Source organism: Parahoeflea olei (assembly GCF_001703635.1).
Classification (GTDB): Bacteria; Pseudomonadota; Alphaproteobacteria; order Rhizobiales; family Rhizobiaceae; genus Hoeflea; species Hoeflea olei.
Genome location: NZ_LQZT01000001.1, coordinates 152,824 through 178,489, shown reverse-complemented (window position 1 = coordinate 178,489; position 25,666 = coordinate 152,824). Strand labels below are relative to the sequence as shown.

The window sequence follows — 25,666 nt, the reverse complement described above, 5'->3', positions numbered from 1 at the left end:
ACTGATGCAGGCCGCGTGGCAAGCGGCATTGCTGCGTCGGCCAAGTCGCGCCTGCGGCTTTGGTCCAATCCGCATCGCTCCCTGTTTACAAAAATAATATAGTATGATTTTTTAGCCTCCGGGCAACAGCCCTTCACTTTGGGAGGAAATCATGAAGTCTACTAAAGCCATTGTCGGGGCGGGTGTACTCGCGTCCATGCTCATGCTGTCGTCGAGCGTTTTCGCGCAGACCGTCGGGTTCTCGCAGATCGGCTCGGAATCGGGCTGGCGCGCCGCGGAAACCACGCTGACGCAGCAGCAGGCCAAGGAACGCGGCATCGACCTGAAATTCGCCGACGCGCAGCAGAAGCAGGAAAACCAGATCAAGGCGCTCCGCTCGTTCATCGCCCAGGGTGTGGACGCGATCCTGCTCGCCCCGGTCGTCGCCACCGGCTGGGATTCGGTGCTTGAGGAAGCCAAGGAAGCCGACATTCCGGTGATCCTGCTCGACCGCATGGTGGATTCGTCGGACGATCTCTACCTCACCGCCGTCGGCTCGGACCTCGTCCATGAAGGCAATGTCGCCGGCCAGTGGCTGGTCGACGAACTCGGCGGCAAGGATTGCAATGTCGTCGAGCTGCAGGGCACCACCGGTTCGTCGCCGGCCATCGACCGCAAGAACGGTTTCGAGCAGGCCATCAAGGGCCATGACAACATCAAGCTGATCCGCAGCCAGACCGGCGACTTCACCCGCACCAAGGGCAAGGAAGTCATGGAAAGCTTCCTCAAGGCCGAGGACGGCGGCAAGAACATCTGCGCGCTCTACGCCCACAATGACGACATGGCCGTGGGTGCGATCCAGGCCATCAAGGAAGCCGGCCTGAAGCCGGGCGAGGACATCCTGGTGGTGTCGATCGACGCCGTGCCGGACATCTTCCAGGCGATGGCCGCAGGCGAAGCCAATGCCACTGTCGAGCTGACGCCGAACATGGCCGGCCCCGCCTTCGACGCGCTCGCCGCCTACACCAAGGACGGCACCATGCCGCCCAAGTTCATCCAGACCGAGTCCAAGCTCTACACCAAGGACGACGATCCGATGAAGGTGTACGAGGAGAAGAAAGACCTCGGCTACTAAGACGCCCGGGACGGCGGCCGGAACCTCTCCGGCCGCCGACTGGCGCCGTACGCCCGATGTGCCATAGTGGCCGCCGGGCGGGGATGACGACACTCATGACATATCGGGAGGCCCAGATGCCTGAGAGCGACGCGAGCCAGCCGCTTCTTCGCGCCCGGGGCGTGCGCAAGGTGTTTCCGGGCACGATCGCCCTGGACGGGGTCGATTTTTCGCTCGCCGCGGGTGAGGTGCATGCGCTTCTGGGGGAGAACGGCGCCGGCAAATCGACCCTCATCAAGTGCCTCACGGGCGCCTATCGCCGCGATGGCGGCGAGATCCTGCTCGACGGCAAGGCGATCGACCCGAAGGGCACCGTCGATGCCCAGAATTACGGCATCGGCACGGTCTACCAGGAGGTCAATCTGCTGGCGAACCTGACGGTCGCCGAAAACCTGTCGCTCGGGCACCAGCCGACACGGTTCGGTATGATCTCGACACGACGGATGAACGCCCATGCGCGCGAGGTGCTGTCGCATTACGGCCTCGAGATCGATGTCACCCGCACGCTCGACAGCTACTCGGTCGCCGTCCAGCAGGTGATCGCCATTGCCCGCGCGGTGACGCTGTCGGGCAAGGTGCTGATCCTCGACGAGCCGACCGCCAGTCTCGACGCCCAGGAAGTCGAGATGCTGTTCACCGTGATCCGCTCGCTCAGGGAGCGCGGCCTCGGCATCGTCTTCATTTCGCATTTCCTCGACCAGATCTTCCGCATCTGCGACCGCCTCACGGTGCTGCGCAACGGGCGGCTGGTCGGAACCGAAACCACCAGCGCGATCGACCGGGTCGATCTCGTCAACATGATGCTCGGCCGCGAACTCGAGCACGAGGTTCGCTCGCACGGCAAGATCCACTCCGGCACCGGCGGCACGCGGCTTTCGTTTTCCGGCTTCGGCCGGCGCGGCCGGATCGAGCCGTTCAATCTCGAGATCCAGGCGGGCGAGGTCGTCGGCGTGGCCGGGCTCCTCGGCTCGGGCCGCACCGAGACCGCCGAAGTCCTGTTCGGCGTCGCCGCCCATGACAGCGGCAAGGCAACCGACGGCGATGGAACCGCGCTCAACCTTGCCTCGCCGCGCGACGCGATCGCCGCCGGTTTCGGCTTCTGTCCCGAGGATCGCAAGACCGATGGGGTGATCGCCGATCTCAGCGTGCGCGAGAACATCGCGCTTGCGCTGCAGGCGCGGATCGGCTGGATGCGCCGGATTTCCGACCGCGAGCAGAAGGCCATGGCCAACGACTATATCCGCAAGCTCGACATCCGCACGCCCGACGCCGAGAAGCCAGTGGGGCTTTTGTCGGGCGGCAACCAGCAGAAGGTGATGCTGGCGCGCTGGCTGGTCACCAACCCGTCGTTCCTGATCCTCGACGAGCCGACCCGCGGCATCGATGTCGGCGCCCATGCCGAAATCATCCGGCTGATCGAGGACCTGTGCACGCAAGGCATGTCGCTTCTGGTGATCTCCTCCGAACTCGACGAACTCGTCGCCTACAGTCACCGCGTGATCGTGGTGCGCGACCGGCATCACGTGGCCGAGCTCACCGGCGCCGATATCACCACCGACAACATGGTGCGCGCCATCGCAGCACCCGACAGGGAGGCCGTCGCGTGAGCGGGCTTGGTGTGTTTTTCCGGCGGATCTGGCCGCAGCTCCTCACGCTGGCGGTGATTGTCGGGTTGATCTCGGTGATGTTCCCGGGCTTCTTCGACATTTCGATCGCCAATGGGCGGCTCTATGGCAGCCCGATCGACATCCTCAACCGCGGTGCGCCGGTGGCGTTGCTCGCCATCGGCATGACGCTGGTGATCGCCACCCGCGGCATCGATCTGTCGGTGGGCGCGGTGATGGCGATCTGCGGGGCGGTCTCGGCCTGGGGCATCACGGCGGGCTACGGGCTCGGCGCGACGCTTCTGATGGCGCTTTCCGCCGGGCTCGCCTGCGGGCTCTGGAACGGGCTGCTGGTCGCCGTGCTCGGCATCCAGCCGATCGTCGCCACGCTGATCCTGATGGTGGCGGGGCGCGGCATCGCGCAGCTGATCACCGAAGGCGCGATCCTGACCTTCAACCACGAGGGGCTGATCTTCTTCGGCTCCGGCTCGATCCTGTCGGTGCCGACGCCGGTGGTGATCTGGGTGCTCACCGGCGCGCTGGTGACGCTGGTCGTGCGGCGCTCGGCGCTCGGCATGCTGATCGAGGCGATCGGCGTCAATCTGCGCGCCAGCACGCTTGCGGGCGTCAACACGCGGGTGCTGCTGATCGCGGTCTATATGGCCTCGGGGCTGTGCGCGTCGCTGGCCGGCGTCATCGCCGCCGCCGACATCCGCGGTGCGGACGCCAACAATGCCGGCCTCTGGCTCGAGCTCGACGCCATCCTCGCGGTGGTGATCGGCGGCACGTCGCTGCTCGGCGGCCGCTTCTCGCTGATCGCCTCGCTGGTCGGCGCGCTGGTGATCCAGGCGGTCAACACCGGCATCCTGCTGTCGGGCTTTCCGCCCGAATTCAACCTCATCATCAAGGCGGTCATCATCCTGATCATCCTGGTGCTGCAATCGCCCGCCATGCGCACGCTGCTCGTGTTCTTCTCGCGCGATCCGCGCGGCGTTGCCGAGACCGAGAAAGAGACGGTAACCCCATGAACGCCCGGTTTCTTCCGCTGCTGGCGACGCTTGCGATCTTTCTGGTCGCCTATGCGATCTGCTACGCGCAATATCCGGCGATGCTCTCGACCCGGGTGATCGGCAATCTTCTGACCGACAACGCCTTTCTCGGCATTGTCGCGGTCGGCATGACCTTCGTCATCCTGTCGGGCGGCATCGATCTGTCGGTCGGCTCGGTGATCGCCTTCGCGGGCGTGTTCATCGCGGTGATGCTCCGGGACACGGGCCTGCACCCGCTGGTCGTCTTCGCGCTGCTGCTGACATTGACCACGCTGTTCGGCGCGGCCATGGGCGCGACCATCCACTTCCTCGAAATGCCGCCCTTCATCGTCACGCTCGCCGGCATGTTCCTTGCCCGCGGCATGGCCTATGTGCTGTCGATCGATTCCGTGCCGATCACGCACGAGTTCTACGACACGCTGCAGAAGATCTACTGGCTGATGCCGGGCAAGGGACGGCTCACGCTGATCGGAGGGCTGATGCTTCTCGTGTTCGTGGCAGGCGCGCTGCTCGCCCACCGCACCCGCTTCGGCATGAATGTCTACGCGGTCGGCGGCGGTACGCACACGGCCGCGCTGATGGGGGTGCCGCTCGGGCGCACCACCGTCGGCATCTATGCGCTGTCGGGGTTCCTGGCAGGCCTCGCGGGGATCGTGTTCTCGATCTATACCTCGGCGGGCTATTCGCTCGCCACCGTCGGCGTCGAGCTCGACGCCATCGCCGCGGTGGTGATCGGCGGCACGCTGCTGACCGGTGGCAGCGGCTTTGTCGCCGGCACGCTGATCGGGGTCATGATCATGGGGCTGATCCAGACCTACATCATCTTCGACGGAACGCTGTCGAGCTGGTGGACGAAGATCCTGATCGGTATGCTGCTTTTTGCATTTATCGTGCTACAGAAGGGCCTTGTCTGGACAACAGCCAAGCGACGCATCGCCGGAGGATAGCCGGCCAGGGAGAAACCGTTTGCTCAACGCCGCCTTTTCAGGACGCGCAAATCGCAACCAGCATTCCTTCGTCGTCAACGAACTTGGCGAGGAGATCGTCGGCGGCGTCTATGCGAGCGGCACGCTTCTTCCGGGCGACGTCGAGCTTGCGGAACGCTTCGGGGTGTCGCGCACGGTGCTGCGCGAGGCGATGAAGACGCTCACCGCCAAGGGCATGATCGTTCCCAAGGCGCGCATCGGCACCCGTGTTACCGACCGGTCGCAATGGAACCTGTTCGACGCCGACGTGCTGGTCTGGCACATCGAGACCGGGGTGGACATCACCTTCCTCAAGCACCTCACGGACATGCGCTTCGCCATCGAGCCGTTTGCCGCCCAACTGGCGGCGGTGCGGGCAAGCGCGGACGAGATCAAGGCGCTCTATGCCTGTGCCGACGCCATGGCGGGGGCGGATTCGGACGAGAGCTTCGCGCTCGCGGACCTGAAGTTCCATCTCGCGCTGCATGGCGCGTCCGGCAACCCGTTCATGCTCTCGGTCGGAAACCTGATCGAGGCCGCGCTGGTGAGCAGCTTCAAGATGAGCTCGCCCTATGGCGAACCCGGCCGCCACGTGGCCACCGCCAATCGCCACCGGATGATCGTCGAGGCGATCGAGCGCAAGGACGCGGATGCCGCGGCGGCGGCGATGAAGCTGGTCATTCAGGAAGGTTTCGACCGGATCCTCAAGAAGCTCGCCTGAGAGCGGACGGCCCGCCCGGGAGCGGGCCGGGCCGCATGCGCCGCCCGGTCCCGGTCGCCTGTGCCTTACTCCACCAGTGCGCCGCGATGCGAGACGACCTTTGCCGCAAGTCCGGCGCCATCCCGGATCGCGCGGGCGAGGTCGCCGTGGCTCAGGTGCCCCGCCAGAAAGCCGGCATTGAAACTGTCGCCTGCCGCGGTGGTGTCGACCACCTTGTCCACCCGCACCGGCGCGTGGGTGTCCTCCCGGCCGCCAGCGCGGCTCGTCATGTCGCCGGCCCCGTTCTTGACCACCACCACCGGGGCGCCCGCTTCGGCGTAGCGCCGGGCGGTGGCCGCGGGATCGGCGTCGCCGAAGGCCACAGCCTCGTCGTCGTGGGAGGGGAGCACGATGTCGCTGAGCGCCGCGGCGGCCATCACCGCGTCGCACATCTGTTCGCGCGTCGGCCACAGGCGCGGCCTGAGATTGGGGTCGAAAGCCACGGTCGCGCCGCCATGGCGGGCGCGCGCGATGGCGCCGAGCAGGGTCGCCCGGTCGTCTTCGGACAGGATCGCCAGCGTGATGCCAGAGAAATAGACGAGGCCGGCGGAGCGCAGCGCCGTCTCCAGCGCTGCCGGATCGGCGGCGAGGCGGCGGGCCGCGGAGTCCGCGCGCCAATAGGCGAAGCTGCGTTCGCCCTCGTTCAGCTGGATCAGGTACAGGCCCACGGTCTTGTCCGGCAGGCGGCGGACGAAATCGGTGCGGATGCCGGCGGCGGCGATGAAATCGGTCATGCGGCGGGAGATCTCGTCCTCGCCCACGGCGGTGACATAGGACACGTCCCAGTCGGCGCCGAGGCCGCGCCGCATGTACCAGGCGGTGTTGAGCGTGTCCCCGGCGAAGCCGAGCCGGTAGCTGCCGTCGCTGGTGGGCGCCATCTCCACCATGCATTCGCCGATCGATACGAAAGCCCGCTTCATGCTTCGCCCTCGTCGGCGAAATAGCGCAGGTTGTTGGCCTTGATGCGCACGATCTGGGTCTTGATGCGGGCCAGATGGCCGTGCATCTGCAGCATGGCCTGCTGCTCGTCGCGCGCGCGGATCGCCTCCATCACTTTCAGGTGGTCCTCGAAGGCATCCCGGGAGGCGAAGGACAGCGACAGGAAGCGAACCCTGTCCATATGCGCCTTGTGCTCGCGGATGATGTCCCAGGCAAAGCCGTGGCCGGAGCGATCGCAGATTTCCCAGTGGAACTGGTCGTCGAGCGCGTGAAAGCTCTTCGGGTCCTTCGCCTCCATCGCCTGACGCTGCTGCTCGATCAGCCTGTCGAGCGCCGCGTGGTCGTCGGCGGTCAACACCCGGCACGCCATGCGCACGGTCTCGGCCTCCAGCGCGGCGCGGATGAAACGGGCCTGCAGCACGGCGGATTCGGAGATCTGCGAGACCAGCGTCGCCCGCTGCGGCCGGATCGAGAGGAAGCCGAGCTTGGAGAGCCGGTAGAACGCATCCCGCACCGGCTGGCGCGAGACGCCCAGCGCGCGGGCCACCTCAACCTCCGACATCTTGGTGCCGGGCGGCAGCTCCAGCGACAGGATCTGCCGGTTGAGCTGATCGAACACCGTGTCGGCCACCGAGGGGCGGTTGAGCGGTTCCAGGGTCCTCAAGGGGGAGGGCTCAAGCATGCGTTCACTCCGTTGACTCAACATGCATACTAGCATATTACTTTACCGCACTGATTGGAAGCCCAAGGGAGAAGGGCTTGGCTGGAGGACTGACTTGGCACTCTTGACCCCTGACAGATTGTTTCCGGCCGATCCCCGCACCCGTGGAATCGCGCGTGAACTCTATCAGAGTGTCGCAGACAAGCCGATCATCAGTCCGCACGGCCATACCGATCCACGCTGGTACGCGGAAAACCGGCCGTTCCCCGATCCCGCGCAGCTGTTCATCACGCCCGACCACTATGTCTTCCGCATGCTGTTCTCGCAGGGGATCAGCCTCGAAAGCCTGGGCGTGCCGCGGGCGGATGGCGGGCCGACCGAAACCGACGGACGCAAGATCTGGCGGCTGTTTGCCGAGAACTATCACCTGTTCCGGGGCACACCGTCGCGGCTGTGGCTCGACCATGCCTTCGAGAGCGTGTTCGGCCTGACCACGCGGCTGTCGGCCGAGACCGCCGACGCGGCCTATGACCAGATCGCCGATTGCCTGCAGAAGCCTGAATTCCTGCCGCGCGCGCTGTTCGAGCGCTTCAACATCGAGGCGATCGCCACCACCGAAAGCCCGCTCGACGACCTGCGCTGGCACCGGATGATCCGCGACAGCGGCTGGAAGGGCAGGGTGGTCACCGCCTACCGGCCCGACAGCGTGGTCGATCCTGAGTTTGACGGCTTTGCCGACTATGTCGCCGCCTTCGGCGCGTTGACCGGCGAGGACACGGCGACCTGGGAGGGCTATCTCAATGCCCACCGCGTCCGGCGTGCCTATTTCAAGGAATTCGGCGCAACCTCGACCGATCACGGCCATCCGAGTGCGCGGACGGAGAATTTGAGTCGGCAGCAGGCCGCAGGCCTGTTCGCCAAGGCGCTCAAGGGTGCATGCTCCGCCGAGGAGGCCGACGCCTTCCGCGGCCATATGCTCACCGAGATGGCGCGCATGAGCCTTGAGGACGGGCTGGTGCTGCAGATACATCCGGGCAGTTACCGCAACCATTCCGCCCCGGTGATGGCCCGCTTCGGGCGCGACAAGGGCTTCGATATCCCGACCCGCACCGATTACGTCCGCGCCCTCAAGCCGCTGCTCGATGCGGTCGGGCTGGAACCTGGGCTCACGGTGATCGTCTTCACGCTCGACGAAAGCAGCTACAGCCGCGAGCTGGCGCCGCTGGCGGGCGCCTATCCGGCATTGCGGCTCGGGCCGGCCTGGTGGTTTTTCGACAGCCCCGAGGGGATGCGGCGGTTCCGCGAACTGACGACGGAGACCGCGGGCTTCTACAACACCGTCGGCTTCAACGACGACACCCGCGCCTTCTGTTCCATTCCCGCGCGCCACGATGTGGCGCGGCGGGTCGACTGCGGCTTTCTTGCCAGTCTGGTCGCGACCGGGCGGCTCGACGAGGAGGAAGCCCACGAGGTCGCCAATGACCTGGCCTACCGGCTTGCCAAGCAAGCTTACCGGCTCTGAGAGCCATTTCTGGGAGGAGAATGACCATGAGACTGATGAAATCGCTGACTGGCATGTTGCTGGCCACGGCCGCCATGGTGATGACGGCCAATGCCTGCGAAACCACGCTGAAATCGTCCGACACCCATCCCGACGGATATCCGACCGTCGAGGCGGTCGAGGCGATGGGCAAGATGATCGAGGAACGCACGGACGGGAGGCTGTGCGTCGAGGTCTATCATTCCGCCCAGCTCGGTGAGGAAAAAGACACCATCGAGCAGACCCAGTTCGGCGCGATCGATCTCAACCGGGTGAGCCTCGGGCCGTTCAACAACATCATCGAGGAAACCCAGGTTCCCTCGCTGCCCTATATCTTCCGCTCCGTCGACCACATGCACAAGGTGATGGACGGCGAGATCGGGCAGGAGATCCTCGACGCCTTCAAGGAGCATGACCTGGTTGGCCTCGCCTTCTACGATGGCGGCTCGCGCAGCTTCTACAACAGCGAAAAGCCGATCAAGTCGATGGAAGACCTGAAGGGCATGAAGTTCCGCGTCATGCAGTCGGACATGTTCGTCGACATGGTCAGCGCGCTCGGCGCCAATGCCACGCCGCTGCCCTATGGCGAGGTCTATTCCTCGATCCAGACCGGCGTGATCGACGGCGCGGAAAACAACTGGCCGTCCTATGACACCTCCGGCCACTACGAAGTCGCCAAATACTACACGCTCGACCAGCACCTGATCGTGCCGGAAGTGCTGGTGATGTCGAAGAAGTCCTGGGACAAGCTCAGCGCCGAGGACCAGGAAGTCGTCCGCCAGGCGGCGAGGGAATCCGTGCCGGTGATGCGCGAACTCTGGGTCGCGCAGGAGAAGAAGTCCGAGGACAAGGTCCGTGCCGCCGGCAGCGAGATCGTCACCGACATCGACAAGACCCCGTTCATCGAGGCGATGAAGCCGGTCTACGAGAAATACGTCAAGTCCGACAAGCTCAAGGACATGGTCGCCCGCATCCAGGCGACCGAGTAGTCTTGACCGGCGGCCCGCAGCGTCCTGCTGCGGGCCGCCCCTTTGAGGGAGTTGACGGCATGCGGGAGACAATGACACGCGTGGCGCAGGTGACGGGCGCCATGGCGCGGGCGGCCCTGTGGATTTCCGGCGCGGGACTCGTCCTGATGACGGTGCTGATCGCCTGCCAGGTGTTCTGGCGCTACGTGCTCAACGACAGCATTTCCTGGACCGAACCGGGATCGGTGATGATCATGGGATGGTTCATCTTCTTGGGCGCGGCCGTCGGCATCCGCGAGGGCTACCATCTCTCCTTCGACATTCTCGTGCACCTGGTGTCCGACCAGGTGCGCGACGTGATGCGCACCCTCTCGGATCTGGTGGTGATTGCCTTCGGCGGCGGGATGGTCGTGTATGGCGCGGAGCTTGCGCTCAACGCCGCGCCCAATGTGCTGCCAAGCCTCGGCATCTCCGGCGCCTTCGATTTCCTGCCGCTGGTGGCGGGCGGTCTGCTGGTGGTGCTGTTCTCGGTCGAACGGATCGCGCGGCGGCTTGCGGGCCTGCCGACCGCCGCCTTCGGCGAAGCCGTGGCGGAGGACTAGGCGATGGAACTCTGGGTCCTGTTCGGAAGCTTCGTCTTCCTGCTGCTTCTCGGCACGCCGGTCGCCTTCTGCCTTGGCGTGTCGAGTTTTGCGACGATCCTCTATCTGGGCCTGCCCCCGGTGGTGGTGTTCCAGCGCATGAATTCCGGCGTCTCGGTGTTTGCGCTGATGGCGATCCCGTTCTTCATCTTCGCGGGTGACCTGATGGTGCGCGGCGACATCGCCCGGCGGCTGGTGGCGCTCGCGGGCGCCATGGTGGGCCATCTGCGCGGCGGCCTCGGCCAGGTCAATATCTTCGCGAGCGTGATGTTCGGCGGCGTCTCGGGGTCTGCCGCCGCCGATGCCAGCGCGGTCGGCGGGCTGATGGTGCCGCAGATGAAGGCACGCGGCTACGACGTCGACTATGCGGTCAACATCACGGTGGTGGGCTCGATCATCGCGCTGATGATCCCGCCCTCGCACAATATGATCATCTATTCGATCTCGGCGGGCGGCAGGATCTCGATTGCCGACCTGTTCACCGCCGGCATCATCCCCGGCCTGGTGCTGGCGCTGTCGCTGATGGTGGCGGCCTGGTTCGTGGCCCGGCGCCGCGGCTATCCGACCGAGGCCTTTCCCGGCGCCGGCGCGCTGCTCGGCCTGTTCGCGAATGCCGTGCCGGGTCTGATCCTGGTGGCGATCATCTTCGGCGGCGTGCGCTCGGGCATCTTCACGGCGTCGGAATCCTCCAACATCGCCGTGGTCTACGCGATGTTCGTGACCTTCTTCGTCTATCGCTCGCTGTCGTGGAACGATTTCGTCTCCGCCACCTTCGCCGCCGTGCGCACCACCGCGATGGTGCTGATGGTGATCGGCTGCGCCGGCGCCTTCGGCTGGCTGCTCGCCTATACAAGGGTGCCCGCCACCATGGTGGAGATGCTCAGGGGCGTGTCCGACAATCCGATCATCATTCTTCTGCTGATGAACGTGGTGCTCCTGATCCTCGGCACCTTCATGGACATGTCGCCGCTGATCGTGATTACCACGCCGATCTTCCTGCCGGTTGCGGTCGCCTTCGGGGTGGACCCGGTGCATTTCGGCGTGATCCTGATTCTCAATCTCGGCATCGGGCTGTGCACGCCGCCGGTGGGGGCGGTGCTGTTCGTGGGCTGCGCGGTGGGGCGAATACCGATCACCCAGGCGATGCGCACCATCTGGCCGTTCTACGGCGCGGCCTTCGCCACGCTGATGCTGGTCACCTACATTCCGCAGCTTTCCCTCTGGCTTCCGGCCCAGTTCCATTGAGGTGATCATGATCAAGACATTCCCCGAAGTGCCGGCCGATCCCGGCGTCACTCGCCAGGTGCTGTCCGACAGCCCGGAACTGATGGTGGTCGCCTTCCGCTTCCGGGAGGAGGGCGCCGAAGGTCGGATGCACAGCCATCCGCATGTGCAGTCGACCTATGTGGAATCCGGCCGCTTCGCGTTTACCGTGGGCGACCAGAGCTTCGAGGTGATGGCGGGGCAGAGCTTCGTCATCCCGTCCGGAGCGGTCCACGGCTGCCGCTGCCTCGAGCCCGGCACCCTGATCGACACGTTTGCGCCGCGGCGCGATGATTTTCTGACATCCGGCTCCTGAAGGAGATATTCCATGCTTTCCGTCGAAACCCGCCACGCCATCGATCCCGCCACCGCCAAGAGCCTCGACACGGAGGGGCTGCGGTCGCATTTCCATGGGGGAGGGCTGTTCGCCGATGGCGAGATCCGGCTGATCTACAGCCATTACGACCGGCTGATCCTGGGCGGCGCGGTGCCCGCCGGCGGATCGCTCACGCTCGATCACGTCGCCGAATGCGGCACCGCCTCGATCCTCGACCGGCGTGAGATGGGGATCCTCAATATCGGCGAAACCGGTACGGTTTCGGCGGCAGGCGCCGACCACACGGTGGAACGCGGCGAGGTGCTCTATCTCGGCATGGGATCGGGGCCGGTCACGTTTTCTGGCCATGGCCGCTTCTATGTGCTCTCGGCGCCGGCGCATCGCGCCTGTCCGAGCCGGCTGATCCGCATGTCCGACGCGCGCCGGGTCGAGATGGGGTCGGCGGAGACCTCCAACAAGCGCGTGATCCTGCAGTTCCTGCATCCCGAGGTCGCCGAAAGCTGCCAGCTTCTGATGGGCTATACCCAGTTCGAGCCGGGCTCGGTGTGGAACACCATGCCCGCGCATCTGCATGACCGGCGCATGGAGGCCTATCTCTATTTCGACCTGGGCGCGGACCAGCGCGTGTTCCATTTCATGGGACGGCCCGAGGAGACCCGGCACATCGTCATGGCCAATGAGGAGGCGGTGATCTCGCCGCCCTGGTCGATCCATTGCGGCGCGGGCACCGGCGCCTACACCTTCTGCTGGGCGATGGCCGGCGACAATACCGATTTCACCGACATGGACATGGTAGCGATGGGGGACCTCAAGTGAACCCGTTCTCGCTCGAAGGCCGCACCGCACTGGTGACCGGCGCCAATACAGGCATCGGCCAGGCGATCGCCATCTCGATGGGCCGGGCGGGCGCGAAAGTCATCTGCGCCGGTCGCCGCTCCTGCGCCGAGACTGTGGCGCAGATCGAGGGCGCGCGCGAGATCACGCTCGATTTCGCCGACCCGATGGCCGCACGCGATGTCTTCTCCGGTGAGCCCATCGACATCCTCGTCAACAATGCCGGGATCATCCGCCGCAGCGATGCGGTGGACATGCGCGAGGAAGACTGGGACGCGGTGATCGACGTCAACCAGAAGGCCCTGTTCTTCACGAGCCAAGCCTTCGCCCGCGCCGTCTTTGACCGGGGCGGGACGGGCGCCATCGTCAACATCGCCTCGCTGCTCGCGTTCCAGGGCGGCATCCGGGTCGCGGCCTATACCGCGTCCAAGCACGCGGTGGCGGGGATCACCCGCGTGCTCGCCAATGAATGGGCGGCCAGGGGCATCAATGTCAACGCCATTGCACCGGGTTATATCGAGACCAACAACACCGAGGCGCTGCGCAACGATCCCGACCGCAGCCAGGCCATTCTCGACCGAATCCCGGCGGGCCGCTGGGGCGAGGCGAAGGATATCGGAGAAGCCGCCGTGTTCCTTGCCTCGCCCGCAGCCGGCTACATCCATGGCACGGTGCTGAGCGTCGATGGAGGCTGGCTTGCCCGCTGAGCATCCCCGGCTTCGCCGCAGCGCCACACCCCGCACCGCAGCCGGCATCGTCCATCTCGGGCTCGGCGCCTTCTTCCGTGCCTTCGGATGTGTCTATGTCGAGGATGCCGTGCGGCTGTCGGGCGGCGCGTGGGGCATCATCGGCGTGAGCCTTCAGAACCCGGACACGCGCGACCGGCTGGCGCCGCAGGACTGGGTTTACACCGCCGTCTCGCAGGCCGCCGACGGCAGCGAGACCATTCGCCGGGTGGAGATCCTGAGCGAGGTGCTGGTGGCACGCGAGGACCCCGAAGCGGTGCTTGCGCGCATGGCCGATCCGGCGATCCGCATCGTCACGCTGACTGTAACCGAAAAGGGCTATTGCCACGATCCCGCCACCGGCCGGCTCAATCCGGATCACCCGGACATCGTCCATGACCTGACCGATCCGCTGCCGCTCTCGGCCCCGGGCTTTCTGGTGCGCGCGCTCGCCCGTCGCCGGGACGCGGGCCTGCCGCCCTTTACGGTTCTCACCTGCGACAACCTTCCCGAAAACGGCCGGCTGGTGCGTGGCGTCGTGCTCGATCTCGCGCGGCGGATCGATCCCGCCCTTGCGGACTGGATCGAGGCGGAGGCCCGGTTTCCGGCCACCATGGTCGACCGGATCACACCCGCCACCAAGCCCGAGGATATCGCCCGGCTGGCCTGGAAGACCGGGGTTCACGATCAGGCGCCGGTCCTGTGCGAGCCGTTCCGGCAATGGGTGGTGGAGGACGATTTCGTACCCGCCTACGGCACGGACGCCTGCCCGGATCTCGCCGCGGCGGGCGTCGAACTGGTGCCCGACGTCACGCCTTACGAGCACATGAAGCTCAGGATGCTCAACGGCACGCATTCCTCGCTTGCCTATCTCGGCTATCTCGCGGGCCACGAGACCATTTCCGATACGGTCGCCGATCCGGTGTTCGTGCGCTTCGTCAAGCGGCTCTGGCGCACGGAAATCATGCCCTCCTTCTCGGCCCCCGAGGGCGTCGATCTCGGCGACTATGCGGACGCGCTGTTCGGACGCTACGCCAACCCGGCGATCCGGCACCGCACCTGGCAGATCGCCATGGACGGCAGCCAGAAGCTGCCGCAGCGGATCCTGGGCACGATCGCCGACAATCTTGCGGCGGGCCGCGAGAGCCCCGGGCTCGTGCTCGCGGTGGCGGCATGGATGCGCTATGTCGGCGGCGTGGACGAGCGCGGCCAGCCGATCGAGGTGAAGGACCCGCTCGCGAGCCGCCTGCGCGCCCTCTCGGACGCGGCATCCACGCCCGCCGACAAGGCAAGGGCGCTGCTGTCGGTGCGCGAGGTGTTTTCCGAAGGATTGGCGGCGCAACTGGCCGGACCGGTGGCGCAGGCCCTTGCAACATTGTCGCGCGCCGGTGCGCGGAAAGCCGTGGAGGATCTGGGGTGAGGGAAAGCTGGCGCTGGTACGGTCCGTATGACCGGATTTCGCTTCCCGAGATCGCGCAGACGGGGGCGCAATCGATCGTCACTGCGCTCCACGAAATCCCCTATGGGGAGGTCTGGCCGCGCGAGGCGATCGCGGCGCGCAAGGCGGAAATGGCGGCCGAGGGGTTCGACTGGGTGGTGGTGGAAAGCCTGCCGATCCACGAGCGCATCAAGCGCGGCGAGGGGGATCTCGCGGCGCTGTTTGCCAATTACCGCCAGTCGATGGCCCATCTCGCGGCGGAGGGGATCCGCACCATCTGTTACAATTTCATGCCGCTGCTCGACTGGACCCGCACGGATCTGGCTGCCCCGGTCGCGCGCGGCGGCACCTGCCTGAGGTTCTCGGCCACGAAGATGGCGGCACTCGAGCTTTTTCTGGTGGGGCGCGAGGCCGCGCGCGACGATTACCTGCCCGAGGTGGTGAGCGCCGCCGAAAGCTGGTTCCAGTCCGCGAGCGACGAGGACCGCGAGGGGCTGATGCAGTCGGTGATGGCAGGGCTTCCGGGCGCCTATGAGCGCTACGACGCGCAAGGGCTCAGGGCCGCGCTCAGGCTCTATGACGGGCTCGATCGCGCGGGGCTGAGGGCCAATTACAAGCGGTTCCTGGACGAGGTGATGCCGGCCGCCGAAGAGCTCGGCATGCGCTTCTGCGTCCATCCCGACGATCCGCCGCGCGACATTCTCGGCCTGCCGCGGATCGTCTCGAATGCCGACGACATCGCCTGGATACTCGGGGCAGCCGATTGCGCGGCGAACGGGCTCACGCTTTGCTCGGGCTCGCTCGGCGCCAATCCGGCAAACGACGTGCCCGAGATCGCCCGTCGCTTCGCGCCGCGGATCGCGTTTGCGCATCTGCGCAATGTGCGCAAGGACGCCGATGGCTCCTTCGAGGAGGCGGCGCATCTTGCCGGCGATACCGACATGGTGGAGCTGGTTTCGGTGCTGCTGGCCGAAGAGGCCCGGCGGCGTGCTGCCGGCGAAACGGGGGAGGAGATCCCCTTCCGCCCCGATCATGGCCACGACCTGCTCGACGATGCCAACCGCAAGGCGCATCCCGGCTATCCGCTGATCGGCCGCATGCGCGGTCTGGCGGAGCTGCGTGGCGTGATCGCCGGCCTGTCCCACCGGCAGGCCGATGCGGGGGCCGCGGTGTCGGTGTCTGCGGTGTGAGCCCGCGGCCGGGGTGAGGGCGCATGGGCCCGCTTCCCGGCGGCTGTGCAAACTGGTAGATTTGGCGAAATAGCCGGATGGTAAGCCCCATGAGCGCTGATGGCCTGACCCTGCTTGTCGGCACCACGAAAGGTGCTTTTCTCGTGTCCGGCGGCCGCGACCGCAGCGGCTGGTCGATTTCCGGCCCGTACTGCGACGGCTGGCCCGTCAACCATATGGTTGGAGATCCGGAGACCGGGCGGATCTGGGCCGGCGGCGGCGGCGACTGGAGCGGGGCCAGCGTCTGGACTTCCGAGGATCATGGTCAACGCTGGAGCCGGGTCCGCCTGACCAGGGGCCAGATGGACGACTGGGCGGCCAACGAACCCGAGATCGCTCAGATGATCGGCTGGACGCCGGAGCCGCCGCCCTTCGGCGACAGCTTCTCGCAGGTCTGGTCGCTGTGCTACGCCCACGGCAAGCTGCATGTCGGCGTCAAGCCGGCAGGGCTTCTGGTGAGCGAAGACGGCGGGGCGAGTTTTGCGCGGGTCGAGGGGCTCGACCGGCATCCTTCGGCGGACAGCTGGAACCCGGGTGCGGCGGGGCTGGTGCTGCACACCATCGTCCCCCATCCCGAAAACCCCGAAACCTACTGGATCGGCATTTCCGCGCCGGGCGAGAGCGACCTGCTCTACCAGCAGAACCACCACGGCGTCTGGCGCTCGGCCGATGGCGGGCGCAGCTGGGACAACCGCACCGAAGGCCTGCCCTCGACTTTCGGCTTTCCGATCCGGGTGCATCCGCGCGATGCGCAGACGATCTGGACGCTGCCACTCAACGGCGATTCCGCGGGCCGCTATCCGCCCGATGCCGCCGCGGCCGTGTGGCGCTCTCGCGACGGCGGGCTCTCTTGGGAGGCGCTGCGCGAGGGGTTGCCGCAGCAGAACTGCTATTTCACCGTGCTGCGCCAGGCGATGGCGGGCGATGCGCAGGAGCCGGCCGGCATCTATTTCGGCACCAATACCGGCTCGGTGTTCGCGAGCCTCGACGAGGGCGACAGCTGGCAGGAGATTGCCCGGCACCTGCCGACGGTGCTCTGCGTTGAAGTGCTCGAGCGCGGCTGAGCCCGTTCCGGCCGCTCTCAGGCGCCCGACAGCTGCTTGCGCACGCTGTCGAGCAGGCGGCGGTGCACATGGGAATGGCGGTTGCGCAGGTGGACGGCGAAATAGACGTTTTGCGGAATCCGCGGTGCGCCGCGCACGAAGCCGAAATTCCCGCTCGCCACCATCTCCTCCGCTGACGCTTCGAGCACATAGGCCGTGCCGCCGAGTGCCGAGAGAAGGCCGCAGACGGTGATGTTCTGCCCGCTCGACAAGGGCGCCTCGGCGAGATGGGCCACCACCGGCCGGTGCAGCTTGTCGAAGGCCGGCGAGTAGTTGGTGAAGATGTAGTTCTGCGGGTCGATGTCGTTGATATGGGCGGCCGTGGTGCTGATCATCCGGTAGGCGAGTTCACCGATAGGCTCGTAATGCAGGTCCGGCAGGTTCTTGGGCGTGAACATGATCGACAGGTCGATCTCGCCCGCCAGAAGATCGGTACTCATCTGGGTGGAGAAATCGAGCTCCACATAGAAGGCCGTGTCCGGGAGCGTCTTGCGGAAGCCGTTGACCCAGTCGGCGATGTGGCTGGAGGCGAGGTCATGCTGCATGCCGATGCGCATCGACTGGGCGAAATTGCCTGTGTTTTTGACCGCGCGCCGGGCCTCGTTCCACTGGTGGCGCATGGTGCGGGCATGGTCGAGCAGCCGGTAGCCCGCGGGCGTGGGCTCGGTGCCGGCGCGGCTGCGGGTGAAGAGCTTGCGCCCGAGCGCGGTTTCGAGCGCATGGATGCGCGCGGACACCGTCGACTGGGTCAGGTTCAGCCGCTCGGCGGTGCGGTTGAAACTCTTGGTTTCCATCAGGTCGAGGAAGGTTTCCAGAAGTTCGATCTGCATCGCAAGTCCCTCGTAAGCGGTTGCCTGAAGCCTAATCGGATTTTTCGATTAATAAAGCCGTTTTGACGGAATTGCGGATTGGCCGCGCCGCTCTGATACTCGCTGAAACCAGCCAGGCCGGGAGGGGCGTGTGGGCGAGATTGCAGGACATGCACGGGTTGTGATCATCGGCGGCGGCGTGGTCGGCGTTTCATCGCTCTACCATCTCGCGAAAGCCGGCTGGACCGACTGCGTGCTTCTCGAAAAGAACGAGTTGACGGCCGGTTCGACCTGGCACGCGGCCGGCAATGTGCCGACCTTCTCGTCGTCCTGGTCGATCATGAACATGCAGCGCTATTCCGCCGAGCTCTACCGCGGGCTCGCCGCGGCTGTCGACTATCCGATGAACTACCATGTGACCGGCTCCGTGCGGCTCGGGCATTCGCAGGAACGGCTGCAGGAATTCAGGCGCGTGGTCGGCATGGGCCGCTATCAGGGCATGGACCTCGACGTGCTCTCACCCGACGAGATCAAGTCGCGCTATCCCTTTGCCGAAACCCATGACCTGACCGGCGCGCTCTACGATCCCTATGACGGCGACATCGACCCGGCGCAGCTGACCCAGGCGCTTGCCAAGGGCGCGCGCGATCTCGGCGCGAAGATCTACCGTTTCTGCCCCGCCACCGGCGCGCGCCGCGACAAGGGCGAATGGGTGATCTCCACGCCCAAGGGCGAGATCCGCTGCGAATATGTGGTCAATGCCGCGGGCTATTATGCCCGCGAGGTCGGCAAGTGGTTCGGCCGCGACATGCCGATGATGGTGATGAGCCACCAGTACATGCTGTTCGACGAGGTGCCGGAGGTGGCGGCCTGGACGCGTGAAGTCGGCCACAAGCTGCCGCTGCTGCGCGATGTCGACAGCTCCTATTATCTGCGGCAGGAGAAGAACGGCTTCAATCTCGGACCCTATGAGCGCAACTGCAAGGCGCACTGGGTCACCCCCGACGATCCGATGCCCGAGGATTTCTCGTTCCAGCTGTTCCCGGACGATCTCGAGCGGCTGGAATGGTACATCAACGACGCCGTCGCGCGCGTGCCGCTGCTCGGAACGGCGGGGCTTGCCAAGAACATCAACGGCCCCATTCCCTATACGCCGGATGGCAACCCGCTGATCGGGCCGATGCCGGGCGTGCCCAATGCGTTCGAGGCCTGCGTGTTCACCTTCGGCATCTGCCAGGGCGGCGGCGCGGGCAAGGTTCTCGCTGAATGGGTGACCGGCGGCGAGACCGAATGGGACATGTGGTCCTGCGATCCGCGCCGCTTCACCGGCTTCTGCGACCCGGCCTACACGGTCGCCAAGGGCATGGAAGTCTATGGCCACGAATATGCGATCCATTTCCCGCATCACGCCTGGCCCGCCGGACGCGGCATGAAGCTCTCGCCGGTGCATGACAAGGTGGCGGCACTCAGCGCACAGTTCGGCGCCTATAATGGCTGGGAGCGGGCCAACTGGTATGCGCGGCCCGGCGACGACACGAGCGAGGAGGGCACGCAGACCTGGCGCCGCGAGGGGCCGTGGTTCGAGGCCGTGCGCGAGGAATGCCTGGCGGTGCGCGATGCGGCGGGCATTCTCGATTTGCCCGGCTTCTCGCGCTACCGCGTCAAGGGTGCTGGCGCCGGCGAATGGCTTTCGACGCTGATCACCGGCGCGCTACCCAAGCCCGGGCGCATCGGGCTCGGTTATTTCGCCGACGAGGGCGGCCGCATCGTCACCGAGATGTCGATCATGGCGCTCGGCGAAAACGACTTCTTCCTGATCACGGCCGCCACCGCGCAGTGGCACGATTTCGAGTGGCTTGAAAAGCATCTGCCGCAGGCGACCGAAATCACCCTGGCCGACGTGACCGAGGATTTTGCCTGCCAGATCCTGACCGGCCCCAAATCGCGCGCGATCCTGGCGGAGGTCAGCGACGCCGATCTCGGCAAGCCGTGGCTTACGCACCAGTCGGCCAAGGTCGGAGGACACTGGTGCCAACTGGTGCGGGTCTCGTTCGCCGGCGAACTTGGCTGGGAAATCCACTCCAAGGTCGCCGACACGCCGGCGATCTTCGACGCGGTGATGGCGGCGGGCGCCTCGCACGGGCTCAGGCCGTTCGGCATGTTCGCGCTCAATTCCTTGCGGCTCGAGAAGGGCTATCGCGCCTGGAAGGGCGATCTGTCCACCGACTACACCGTGCTCCAGGGCGGGCTTGACCGCTTCGTCAAATGGGACAAGCCCGCCTTCAAGGGCAAGCAGGCGCTGCTCGCCGAACGCCAGCGCGGCGTGACCAAGCGGTTCGTCACGCTGATCGTCGAGGCGGGCGATTGCGACGCGCCCTACATGTCGACGCTCTGGCACGGCGACAAGGTGGTGGGCGAAACCACGTCGGGCGGCTGGGGCCATCGCATCGGCAAGTCGATCGCGCTCGGGATGCTGCGCACCGATCTTGCGGAGCCCGGCACCGCGCTCGAGGTCGAGATCTTCGGCGCGCGCTTCCCGGCGGTGGTGCAGGAGGATGCGCCGCTGTGGGATCCCGCCAACGAAAGACTGCGTGCGTGAAGAGTGGTCGTGCCGCAATGCGGTGTCCGATCCAGGGTTCCGGTTTGAAAAGGAAGCTTTGATGACTGAGATAGTCTTGCTCGATGGTGGCATGGGCCAGGAACTGATCCACCGGTCATCCCAGCCGCCGTCGCCCTTGTGGTCGGCGAAGGTGATGATGGACGAGCCCGAGATCGTCGAGGCGGTGCATCGCGAATATATCGATGCCGGCGCGCGCGTGCTCACGCTCAACAGCTATTCGGCGACGCCCGAGCGGCTCGCGCGCGATGCCAGCGAAGACCTGTTCGAACCGCTGCAGGCCAAGGCGATCGCGATCGCCCGCGCGGCCCGCGGCGACCGCGACATCACCATCGCCGGCTGCCTGTCGCCGCTCTATGGCAGCTACCATCCCGAATGGGCGCCGTCGCTCGAAGAATGCCTTGCGACCTACCGCCGGATCGTCGCGCAGCAGCGCGATGCCGTCGACGTGTTCCTGTGCGAGACGCTCGCTTCGGTCAAGGAAGTCCGGGCGGCGGTCCAGGCAGCAGTGGAATCGGGCAAGCCGGTCTGGTGCGGCATGACGGTCGACGACCGCGACGGCACCAAGCTGCGCTCGGGCGAGGATCTGGAAACCGCCGCGACTGCTGCCCGGGAGGCGGGCGCCGAGGCGGTGCTGGTCAACTGCTCCTGGCCGGAAGCCGTGACGCAAGGCCAGGCGGTGCTCGCGCGCACCGGGCTTGCCCATGGCGGCTATGCCAACGGCTTCACCAATGCCGGCGAACTGGAGATCGGCGGCACGGTGAAAGGCCTCAAGACCCGCACCGATCTCGACCCGCGCGCCTATGCCGATCACGCGATGCGCTGGATCGAGGCCGGCGCAACCATCGTTGGCGGCTGCTGCGAGGTGGGGCCGGCCCATATTGCGCATCTGGCGGAGCGGCTGGTCGCGGCCGGGCATCAGATCCGGAGAGACCTCAAGTGATGGCCGAGGGACCGTCGATTCCGGCCCATGCCCGCGCCGTCATCATCGGCGGCGGCGTGTCGGGCTGCTCCGTCGCCTATCATCTGGCCAAGCTCGGCTGGCGCGACATCGTGCTTCTGGAGCGCAAGCAGCTTACCTGCGGCACCACCTGGCATGCGGCGGGCCTGATCGGACAGCTGCGCGGCTCGCTCAACATGACCCGGCTCGCCAAATATTCGGCCGATCTCTACGTCAAGCTCGAAGCCGAAACCGGGGTCTCCACCGGCATGCGCCAGTGCGGCTCGATCACGGTGGCGCTCACCGAAGAGCGCAAGGAAGAGATCTTCCGCCAGGCTTCGACCGCGCGCGCCTTCGACATCGACGTGCGCGAGATCGGACCCGACGAGGTCAAGGCGATGTACCCGCATCTGAATGTGAGCGACGTGACGGCCGCCGTGTACCTGCCGCTCGACGGCCAGTGCGACCCGGCCAACATCGCCATGGCGCTCGCCAAGGGCGCGCGGCAGAACGGGGCCACGATCATCGAGGGCGTGAAGGTGACCGACGTGACCAGCGCCGATGGCAAGGTCACGGGCGTTAACTGGGAGCGCGGCGGCGAGACCGGCTCGATCGCCGCCGACATCGTCATCAATTGCGGCGGCATGTGGGGGCGCGATCTCGCGTCCAAATCCGGCGTCACGCTGCCGCTGCATGCCTGCGAGCATTTCTACATCGTCACCGAGGCGATTGAGGGACTGCCGCGGCTGCCGGTGCTGCGCGTGCCGGACGAGTGCGCCTATTACAAGGAAGATGCCGGCAAGATGCTGCTTGGCGCCTTCGAACCCGTGGCCAAGCCCTGGGGCATGGCCGGCATTTCCGAGGATTTCTGCTTCGACCAGCTGCCCGAGGATTTCGACCATTTCGAGCCGATCCTCGAACAGGCGGTCAACCGGCTGCCGCTGCTCGGCACAGCCGGGATCCACACCTTCTTCAACGGGCCGGAGAGTTTCACGCCCGACGACCGCTACTATCTCGGCGAAGCGCCGGAGATCAAAGGCTATTGGGTCGCCGCCGGCTACAACTCGATCGGCATTGTTTCCTCGGGCGGGGCGGGCTTTGCGCTCGCGCAATGGATCAATGACGGCGAGCCGCCCTTCGACCTGTGGGAGGTCGACATCCGCCGGGCGCAGCCGTTCCAGAAAAACCGGCACTATCTCAAGAACCGCGTGACCGAGACGCTGGGCCTGCTCTACGCCGACCATTTCCCCTACCGGCAAATGGCGACCGCGCGCGGCGTGCGGCGTTCGCCGATCCACGAGCAGCTGAAGGCGCGCGGTGCGGTGTTCGGCGAAGTGGCGGGCTGGGAGCGGGCCAACTGGTTCGCGGACGACGGGCAGGAACGCGAATACCGCTATTCCTGGAAGCGGCAGAACTGGTTCGACAACCAGAAGCGCGAGCACATGGCGGTGCGCGAGAAGGTCGGCCTGTTCGACATGACCTCGTTCGGCAAGATCCGGGTCGAGGGGCGCGATGCGCTCGCCTTCCTGCAACGGCTTTGCGCCAACGAGATGGATGTCGAGCCCGGCCGCATCGTCTACACGCAGATGCTCAATGCCCGCGGCGGGATCGAATGCGATCTCACCGTGACGCGGCTTTCCGAGACCGCCTTCCTGCTGGTGGTGCCCGGCGCCACGCTGCAGCGCGATCTCGCCTGGTTGAGGCGGCATCTCGGCGATGCGTTCGTCGTCATCACCGACGTGACAGCGGCGGAAGCGGTGCTGTGCGTGATGGGACCCAATTCCCGGGCGCTGATGCAGGCGGTGAGCCCCAATGATTTTTCCAACGAGGCGCATCCCTTCGGCACCGCGCGCGAGATCGAGATCGGCATGGGCCTCGCCCGCGCCCACCGCGTGACCTATGTGGGTGAGCTCGGCTGGGAGCTCTATGTGTCGAGCGACCAGGCCGCCCATGTGTTCGAGGCGCTGGCGGAGGCCGGCGCCGATCACGGGCTTAAACTCTGCGGATTGCACACGCTCGATTCGTGCCGGATCGAAAAGGCCTTCCGCCATTTCGGCCACGACATCACCGACGAGGACCATGTGCTCGAAGCCGGTCTCGGCTTTGCGGTGAAGACCGGCAAGGGCGAATTCATCGGCCGTGACGCGGTGCTGAGAAAACGCGAAGAGGGGCTCTCCCGGCGGCTGGTGCAGTTCAAGCTAGACGATCCGGAGCCGCTTCTGTTCCACAACGAGGCGCTGGTGCGCGATGGCGAGATCGTTTCGATCATCACGTCCGGCAATTACGGCCATCATCTCGGCGGCGCGATCGGGCTCGGCTATGTGCCGAGCAAGGACGAGAGCGCCGAGGCGGTGCTCGCCTCCCGCTACGAAATCGAGATCGCCGGCGTGCGCCATCAGGCCAGCGCCTCGCTCAAACCGATGTACGACCCCGGCGCGGCGCGCGTCCGGATGTGAATTGATTTTTGCTTCGGACCCATGGAGATCCCGGATGGAAACCGCCCCTGATACCGCACCCGACCCCGTCGCAGATCTCATGGCCGAAGCGCCGGCCCCGGAGCGCCAGAGCCGCCGCTCGGGCGGCCGCGCCAACCGGGTGGCGGTGCGCACCGCGCCGCTCGCCGACAATCTCAGGCCGATCCGCGCCGGCATGAGTGGCGGGCAGTATGCGCCGCTGAGCCAGGACAACGTTTTGAGGATCCACCAGGCGGCGCTCGACGCGCTCGAGGTCATCGGGCTGTCGCAGGCGCCGCAGTCGGGGATCGAGATCATGACCCGCGCCGGCGCCATTCTCGGCGACGACGGGCGGCTCAGGTTCCCGCGCGCGCTGGTCGAGGACATGCTGGCGCTCGCCGCACGCGACATCACGCTCTGCGCGCGCGATCCGAAATATGACCTGCAACTGTCGGGCACGCGGGTGCATTACGGCACCGCGGGGGCGGCGGTGCATGTGGTCGATGTCGAGACCCGGACCTACCGCGATTCCACCGCGCGCGACCTCTATGATGCGGCGCGCATCGCCCATGCGCTCGACAATGTGCATTTCTTCCAGCGCGCCATGGTCTGCCGTGACGTGACCGACAATTTCGAGATGGACATCAACACCATCTATGCCTGCTGCGCCGGCACCACCAAGCATGTGGGCACCAGCTTCTCCGATCCCTCCCATGTCGAGGGCTGCATGGATCTCATTCACATGATCGCTGGCGGCGAGGAAACCTGGCGCGCGCGGCCGTTCGTGTCGAATTCGAACTGCTTCGTGGTGCCGCCGATGAAGTTCGCCGAAGAGAGCTGCATCACCATGGAGAAATGCATCCGCGCGGGCATGCCGGTGCTGCTCCTGTCGGCGGGCCAGGCGGGCGCCACCGCGCCGGCACCGCTCGCAACCGCCATCGTGCAGGCGGTGGCCGAGTGCCTGGCGGGCGTGGTCTATGTCAACGCCATGGCGCCGGGGCATCCGGCGATCTTCGGCACCTGGCCCTTCGTCTCCGACCTCCGCTCGGGGGCGATGTCGGGCGGCTCGGGCGAGCAGGCGCTCTTGACGGCGGGCTGCGCGCAGATGCACCGCTTCTACGGCCTGCCCGGCGGGGCGGCCGCCGGGATCGCCGATTCCAAACTGCCCGACATGCAGGCCGGCTGGGAGCAGGCGATCTCCAACACCATGGCCGGGCTTGCCGGCCTCAACATGGTCTATGAGGCGGTCGGCATGCACGCCTCGCTCCTGGGCTTCTGCCTGGAATCGCTGGTGCTCGGCGACGACCTGCTGGGCCAGGTGCTGCGCTGCGTGCGCGGCATCGACGTGACCGAGGACAGCGTGAGCCTTGAGGCGATGAAATCGGTCTGCCTCGACGGTCCGGGGCACTATCTCGGCCATCCGCAGACGCTCGGCGTGATGCAGACGGAGTATGTCTACCCGGCGGTCGCCGACCGGACGAGCCCCAAGGAATGGGCCGAGATCGGCAAGCCGGATTTGGTGCAGAAGGCGATTGCGCGTAAGAACAGGATCCTGGCCGAGTCCACCCGGCCGCTGTTCGATCCGGCCACCGACGCCGCGATCCGGAAGGCCTACAACATCTACGCATGAGGGGAAAC

At 66.2% G+C, this 25,666-nt stretch carries 22 protein-coding genes; 19 read left to right on the top strand and 3 right to left on the bottom strand.

Going from position 1 to position 25,666, the window contains the following annotated elements; all coding sequences use genetic code 11:
• Positions 1–151 precede the first annotated feature (151 nt).
• The 5 genes from ytfQ to AWJ14_RS00820 all read left to right on the top strand — a co-directional run bounded on the left by ytfQ (position 152) and on the right by AWJ14_RS00820 (position 5,492).
• Complete coding sequence (gene ytfQ / locus AWJ14_RS00840; protein ID WP_066173605.1) at positions 152–1,114, top strand: galactofuranose ABC transporter, galactofuranose-binding protein YtfQ; 963 nt, start codon at positions 152–154, stop codon at positions 1,112–1,114.
• Positions 1,115–1,230: 116 nt separating this feature from the next.
• On the top strand, positions 1,231–2,760 hold the full coding sequence (locus tag AWJ14_RS00835) for a sugar ABC transporter ATP-binding protein (protein WP_066174744.1): 1,530 nt from the start codon (positions 1,231–1,233) through the stop codon (positions 2,758–2,760).
• The gene (locus AWJ14_RS00830) at positions 2,757–3,785 is read left to right on the top strand and encodes an ABC transporter permease (protein WP_066173602.1); all 1,029 of its coding nucleotides are present in this window, start codon (positions 2,757–2,759) and stop codon (positions 3,783–3,785) included. Before AWJ14_RS00835 ends, AWJ14_RS00830 begins: the two co-directional genes overlap by 4 nt.
• Entirely contained in the window at positions 3,782–4,753 is a 972-nt protein-coding gene (gene yjfF / locus AWJ14_RS00825; RefSeq protein ID WP_066173597.1) for a galactofuranose ABC transporter, permease protein YjfF, read from the top strand. Before AWJ14_RS00830 ends, yjfF begins: the two co-directional genes overlap by 4 nt.
• A 19-nt stretch (positions 4,754–4,772) precedes the next feature.
• On the top strand, positions 4,773–5,492 hold the full coding sequence (locus AWJ14_RS00820) for a FadR/GntR family transcriptional regulator (protein WP_066173594.1): 720 nt from the start codon (positions 4,773–4,775) through the stop codon (positions 5,490–5,492).
• Positions 5,493–5,557: 65 nt separating this feature from the next.
• Here AWJ14_RS00820 and AWJ14_RS00815 read toward each other — a convergent pair whose 3' ends face one another.
• Positions 5,558–6,451, bottom strand: coding sequence for a sugar kinase (locus tag AWJ14_RS00815; RefSeq protein WP_066173591.1), 894 nt, complete (start codon positions 6,449–6,451; stop codon positions 5,558–5,560).
• Entirely contained in the window at positions 6,448–7,152 is a 705-nt protein-coding gene (locus tag AWJ14_RS00810) for a GntR family transcriptional regulator (protein WP_066173584.1), read from the bottom strand. The genes AWJ14_RS00815 and AWJ14_RS00810 overlap by 4 nt, the downstream gene beginning before the upstream one ends.
• A 94-nt stretch (positions 7,153–7,246) precedes the next feature.
• Between AWJ14_RS00810 and uxaC the strand changes: the two genes are divergently transcribed.
• The 10 genes from uxaC (at position 7,247) to AWJ14_RS00760 (ending at position 17,170) form a co-directional block, all read left to right on the top strand.
• Positions 7,247–8,653 (top strand): glucuronate isomerase, encoded by a 1,407-nt coding sequence (gene uxaC, locus AWJ14_RS00805; RefSeq protein WP_066173582.1) that lies wholly within the window; start codon positions 7,247–7,249, stop codon positions 8,651–8,653.
• A 53-nt stretch (positions 8,654–8,706) separates the two neighbouring features.
• Positions 8,707–9,660 (top strand): TRAP transporter substrate-binding protein, encoded by a 954-nt coding sequence (locus AWJ14_RS00800; RefSeq protein WP_425349604.1) that lies wholly within the window; start codon positions 8,707–8,709, stop codon positions 9,658–9,660.
• A gap of 59 nt (positions 9,661–9,719) precedes the next feature.
• On the top strand, positions 9,720–10,241 hold the full coding sequence (locus AWJ14_RS00795) for a TRAP transporter small permease (protein ID WP_066173574.1): 522 nt from the start codon (positions 9,720–9,722) through the stop codon (positions 10,239–10,241).
• A gap of 3 nt (positions 10,242–10,244) precedes the next feature.
• Positions 10,245–11,525, top strand: a complete 1,281-nt coding sequence (locus AWJ14_RS00790) for a TRAP transporter large permease (RefSeq protein ID WP_066173571.1) — start codon at positions 10,245–10,247, stop codon at positions 11,523–11,525.
• A 1-nt stretch (position 11,526) separates the two neighbouring features.
• Positions 11,527–11,859 carry a cupin domain-containing protein gene (locus AWJ14_RS00785; RefSeq protein ID WP_210183475.1) on the top strand — a complete coding sequence of 111 codons (333 nt, stop codon included), beginning with the start codon at positions 11,527–11,529 and terminating at the stop codon, positions 11,857–11,859.
• A gap of 12 nt (positions 11,860–11,871) precedes the next feature.
• On the top strand, positions 11,872–12,696 hold the full coding sequence (gene kduI, locus AWJ14_RS00780; protein ID WP_066173565.1) for a 5-dehydro-4-deoxy-D-glucuronate isomerase: 825 nt from the start codon (positions 11,872–11,874) through the stop codon (positions 12,694–12,696).
• Complete coding sequence (kduD, locus tag AWJ14_RS00775) at positions 12,693–13,421, top strand: 2-dehydro-3-deoxy-D-gluconate 5-dehydrogenase KduD (RefSeq protein ID WP_066173562.1); 729 nt, start codon at positions 12,693–12,695, stop codon at positions 13,419–13,421. Before kduI ends, kduD begins: the two co-directional genes overlap by 4 nt.
• Positions 13,399–14,859, top strand: a complete 1,461-nt coding sequence (locus tag AWJ14_RS00770; protein ID WP_083219930.1) for a mannitol dehydrogenase family protein — start codon at positions 13,399–13,401, stop codon at positions 14,857–14,859. Before kduD ends, AWJ14_RS00770 begins: the two co-directional genes overlap by 23 nt.
• Positions 14,856–16,067 carry a mannonate dehydratase gene (gene uxuA, locus AWJ14_RS00765; protein ID WP_066173556.1) on the top strand — a complete coding sequence of 404 codons (1,212 nt, stop codon included), beginning with the start codon at positions 14,856–14,858 and terminating at the stop codon, positions 16,065–16,067. Before AWJ14_RS00770 ends, uxuA begins: the two co-directional genes overlap by 4 nt.
• Positions 16,068–16,156: 89 nt before the next feature.
• Positions 16,157–17,170, top strand: coding sequence for a glycoside hydrolase (locus tag AWJ14_RS00760; protein WP_066173551.1), 1,014 nt, complete (start codon positions 16,157–16,159; stop codon positions 17,168–17,170).
• 17 nt (positions 17,171–17,187) lie between these two features.
• Here the strand turns inward: AWJ14_RS00760 and AWJ14_RS00755 are convergent, their stop codons facing one another.
• A complete protein-coding gene (locus tag AWJ14_RS00755) occupies positions 17,188–18,039 on the bottom strand; it encodes a LysR family transcriptional regulator (RefSeq protein WP_066173548.1) in 852 nt (283 codons plus the stop codon).
• 130 nt (positions 18,040–18,169) lie between these two features.
• Between AWJ14_RS00755 and AWJ14_RS00750 the strand changes: the two genes are divergently transcribed.
• The 4 genes from AWJ14_RS00750 (at position 18,170) to AWJ14_RS00735 (ending at position 25,658) form a co-directional block, all read left to right on the top strand.
• Complete coding sequence (locus tag AWJ14_RS00750; RefSeq protein ID WP_066173547.1) at positions 18,170–20,617, top strand: GcvT family protein; 2,448 nt, start codon at positions 18,170–18,172, stop codon at positions 20,615–20,617.
• Positions 20,618–20,678: 61 nt separating this feature from the next.
• Positions 20,679–21,578 carry a homocysteine S-methyltransferase family protein gene (locus AWJ14_RS00745; RefSeq protein WP_066173541.1) on the top strand — a complete coding sequence of 300 codons (900 nt, stop codon included), beginning with the start codon at positions 20,679–20,681 and terminating at the stop codon, positions 21,576–21,578.
• A complete protein-coding gene (locus tag AWJ14_RS00740; RefSeq protein ID WP_066173538.1) occupies positions 21,578–24,031 on the top strand; it encodes a GcvT family protein in 2,454 nt (817 codons plus the stop codon). Before AWJ14_RS00745 ends, AWJ14_RS00740 begins: the two co-directional genes overlap by 1 nt.
• 79 nt (positions 24,032–24,110) lie before the next feature.
• Complete coding sequence (locus AWJ14_RS00735) at positions 24,111–25,658, top strand: trimethylamine methyltransferase family protein (RefSeq protein ID WP_066174739.1); 1,548 nt, start codon at positions 24,111–24,113, stop codon at positions 25,656–25,658.
• Positions 25,659–25,666 lie beyond the last annotated feature (8 nt).

Bases quoted from the DNA above. Each gene is read 5' to 3' on its own strand.
- ytfQ (WP_066173605.1), top strand. From the start codon at position 152: ATGAAGTCTACTAAAGCCATTGTCGGGGCGGGTGTACTCGCGTCCATG.
- AWJ14_RS00835 (WP_066174744.1), top strand. From the start codon at position 1,231: ATGCCTGAGAGCGACGCGAGCCAGCCGCTTCTTCGCGCCCGGGGCGTG.
- yjfF (WP_066173597.1), top strand. From the start codon at position 3,782: ATGAACGCCCGGTTTCTTCCGCTGCTGGCGACGCTTGCGATCTTTCTG.
- AWJ14_RS00815 (WP_066173591.1), bottom strand. From the start codon at position 6,451: ATGAAGCGGGCTTTCGTATCGATCGGCGAATGCATGGTGGAGATGGCG.
- AWJ14_RS00810 (WP_066173584.1), bottom strand. From the start codon at position 7,152: ATGCTTGAGCCCTCCCCCTTGAGGACCCTGGAACCGCTCAACCGCCCC.
- AWJ14_RS00800 (WP_425349604.1), top strand. From the start codon at position 8,707: ATGTTGCTGGCCACGGCCGCCATGGTGATGACGGCCAATGCCTGCGAA.
- AWJ14_RS00795 (WP_066173574.1), top strand. From the start codon at position 9,720: ATGCGGGAGACAATGACACGCGTGGCGCAGGTGACGGGCGCCATGGCG.
- AWJ14_RS00790 (WP_066173571.1), top strand. From the start codon at position 10,245: ATGGAACTCTGGGTCCTGTTCGGAAGCTTCGTCTTCCTGCTGCTTCTC.
- kduI (WP_066173565.1), top strand. From the start codon at position 11,872: ATGCTTTCCGTCGAAACCCGCCACGCCATCGATCCCGCCACCGCCAAG.
- AWJ14_RS00770 (WP_083219930.1), top strand. From the start codon at position 13,399: ATGGAGGCTGGCTTGCCCGCTGAGCATCCCCGGCTTCGCCGCAGCGCC.
- AWJ14_RS00760 (WP_066173551.1), top strand. From the start codon at position 16,157: ATGAGCGCTGATGGCCTGACCCTGCTTGTCGGCACCACGAAAGGTGCT.
- AWJ14_RS00755 (WP_066173548.1), bottom strand. From the start codon at position 18,039: ATGCAGATCGAACTTCTGGAAACCTTCCTCGACCTGATGGAAACCAAG.
- AWJ14_RS00745 (WP_066173541.1), top strand. From the start codon at position 20,679: ATGACTGAGATAGTCTTGCTCGATGGTGGCATGGGCCAGGAACTGATC.
- AWJ14_RS00740 (WP_066173538.1), top strand. From the start codon at position 21,578: ATGGCCGAGGGACCGTCGATTCCGGCCCATGCCCGCGCCGTCATCATC.
- AWJ14_RS00735 (WP_066174739.1), top strand. From the start codon at position 24,111: ATGGCCGAAGCGCCGGCCCCGGAGCGCCAGAGCCGCCGCTCGGGCGGC.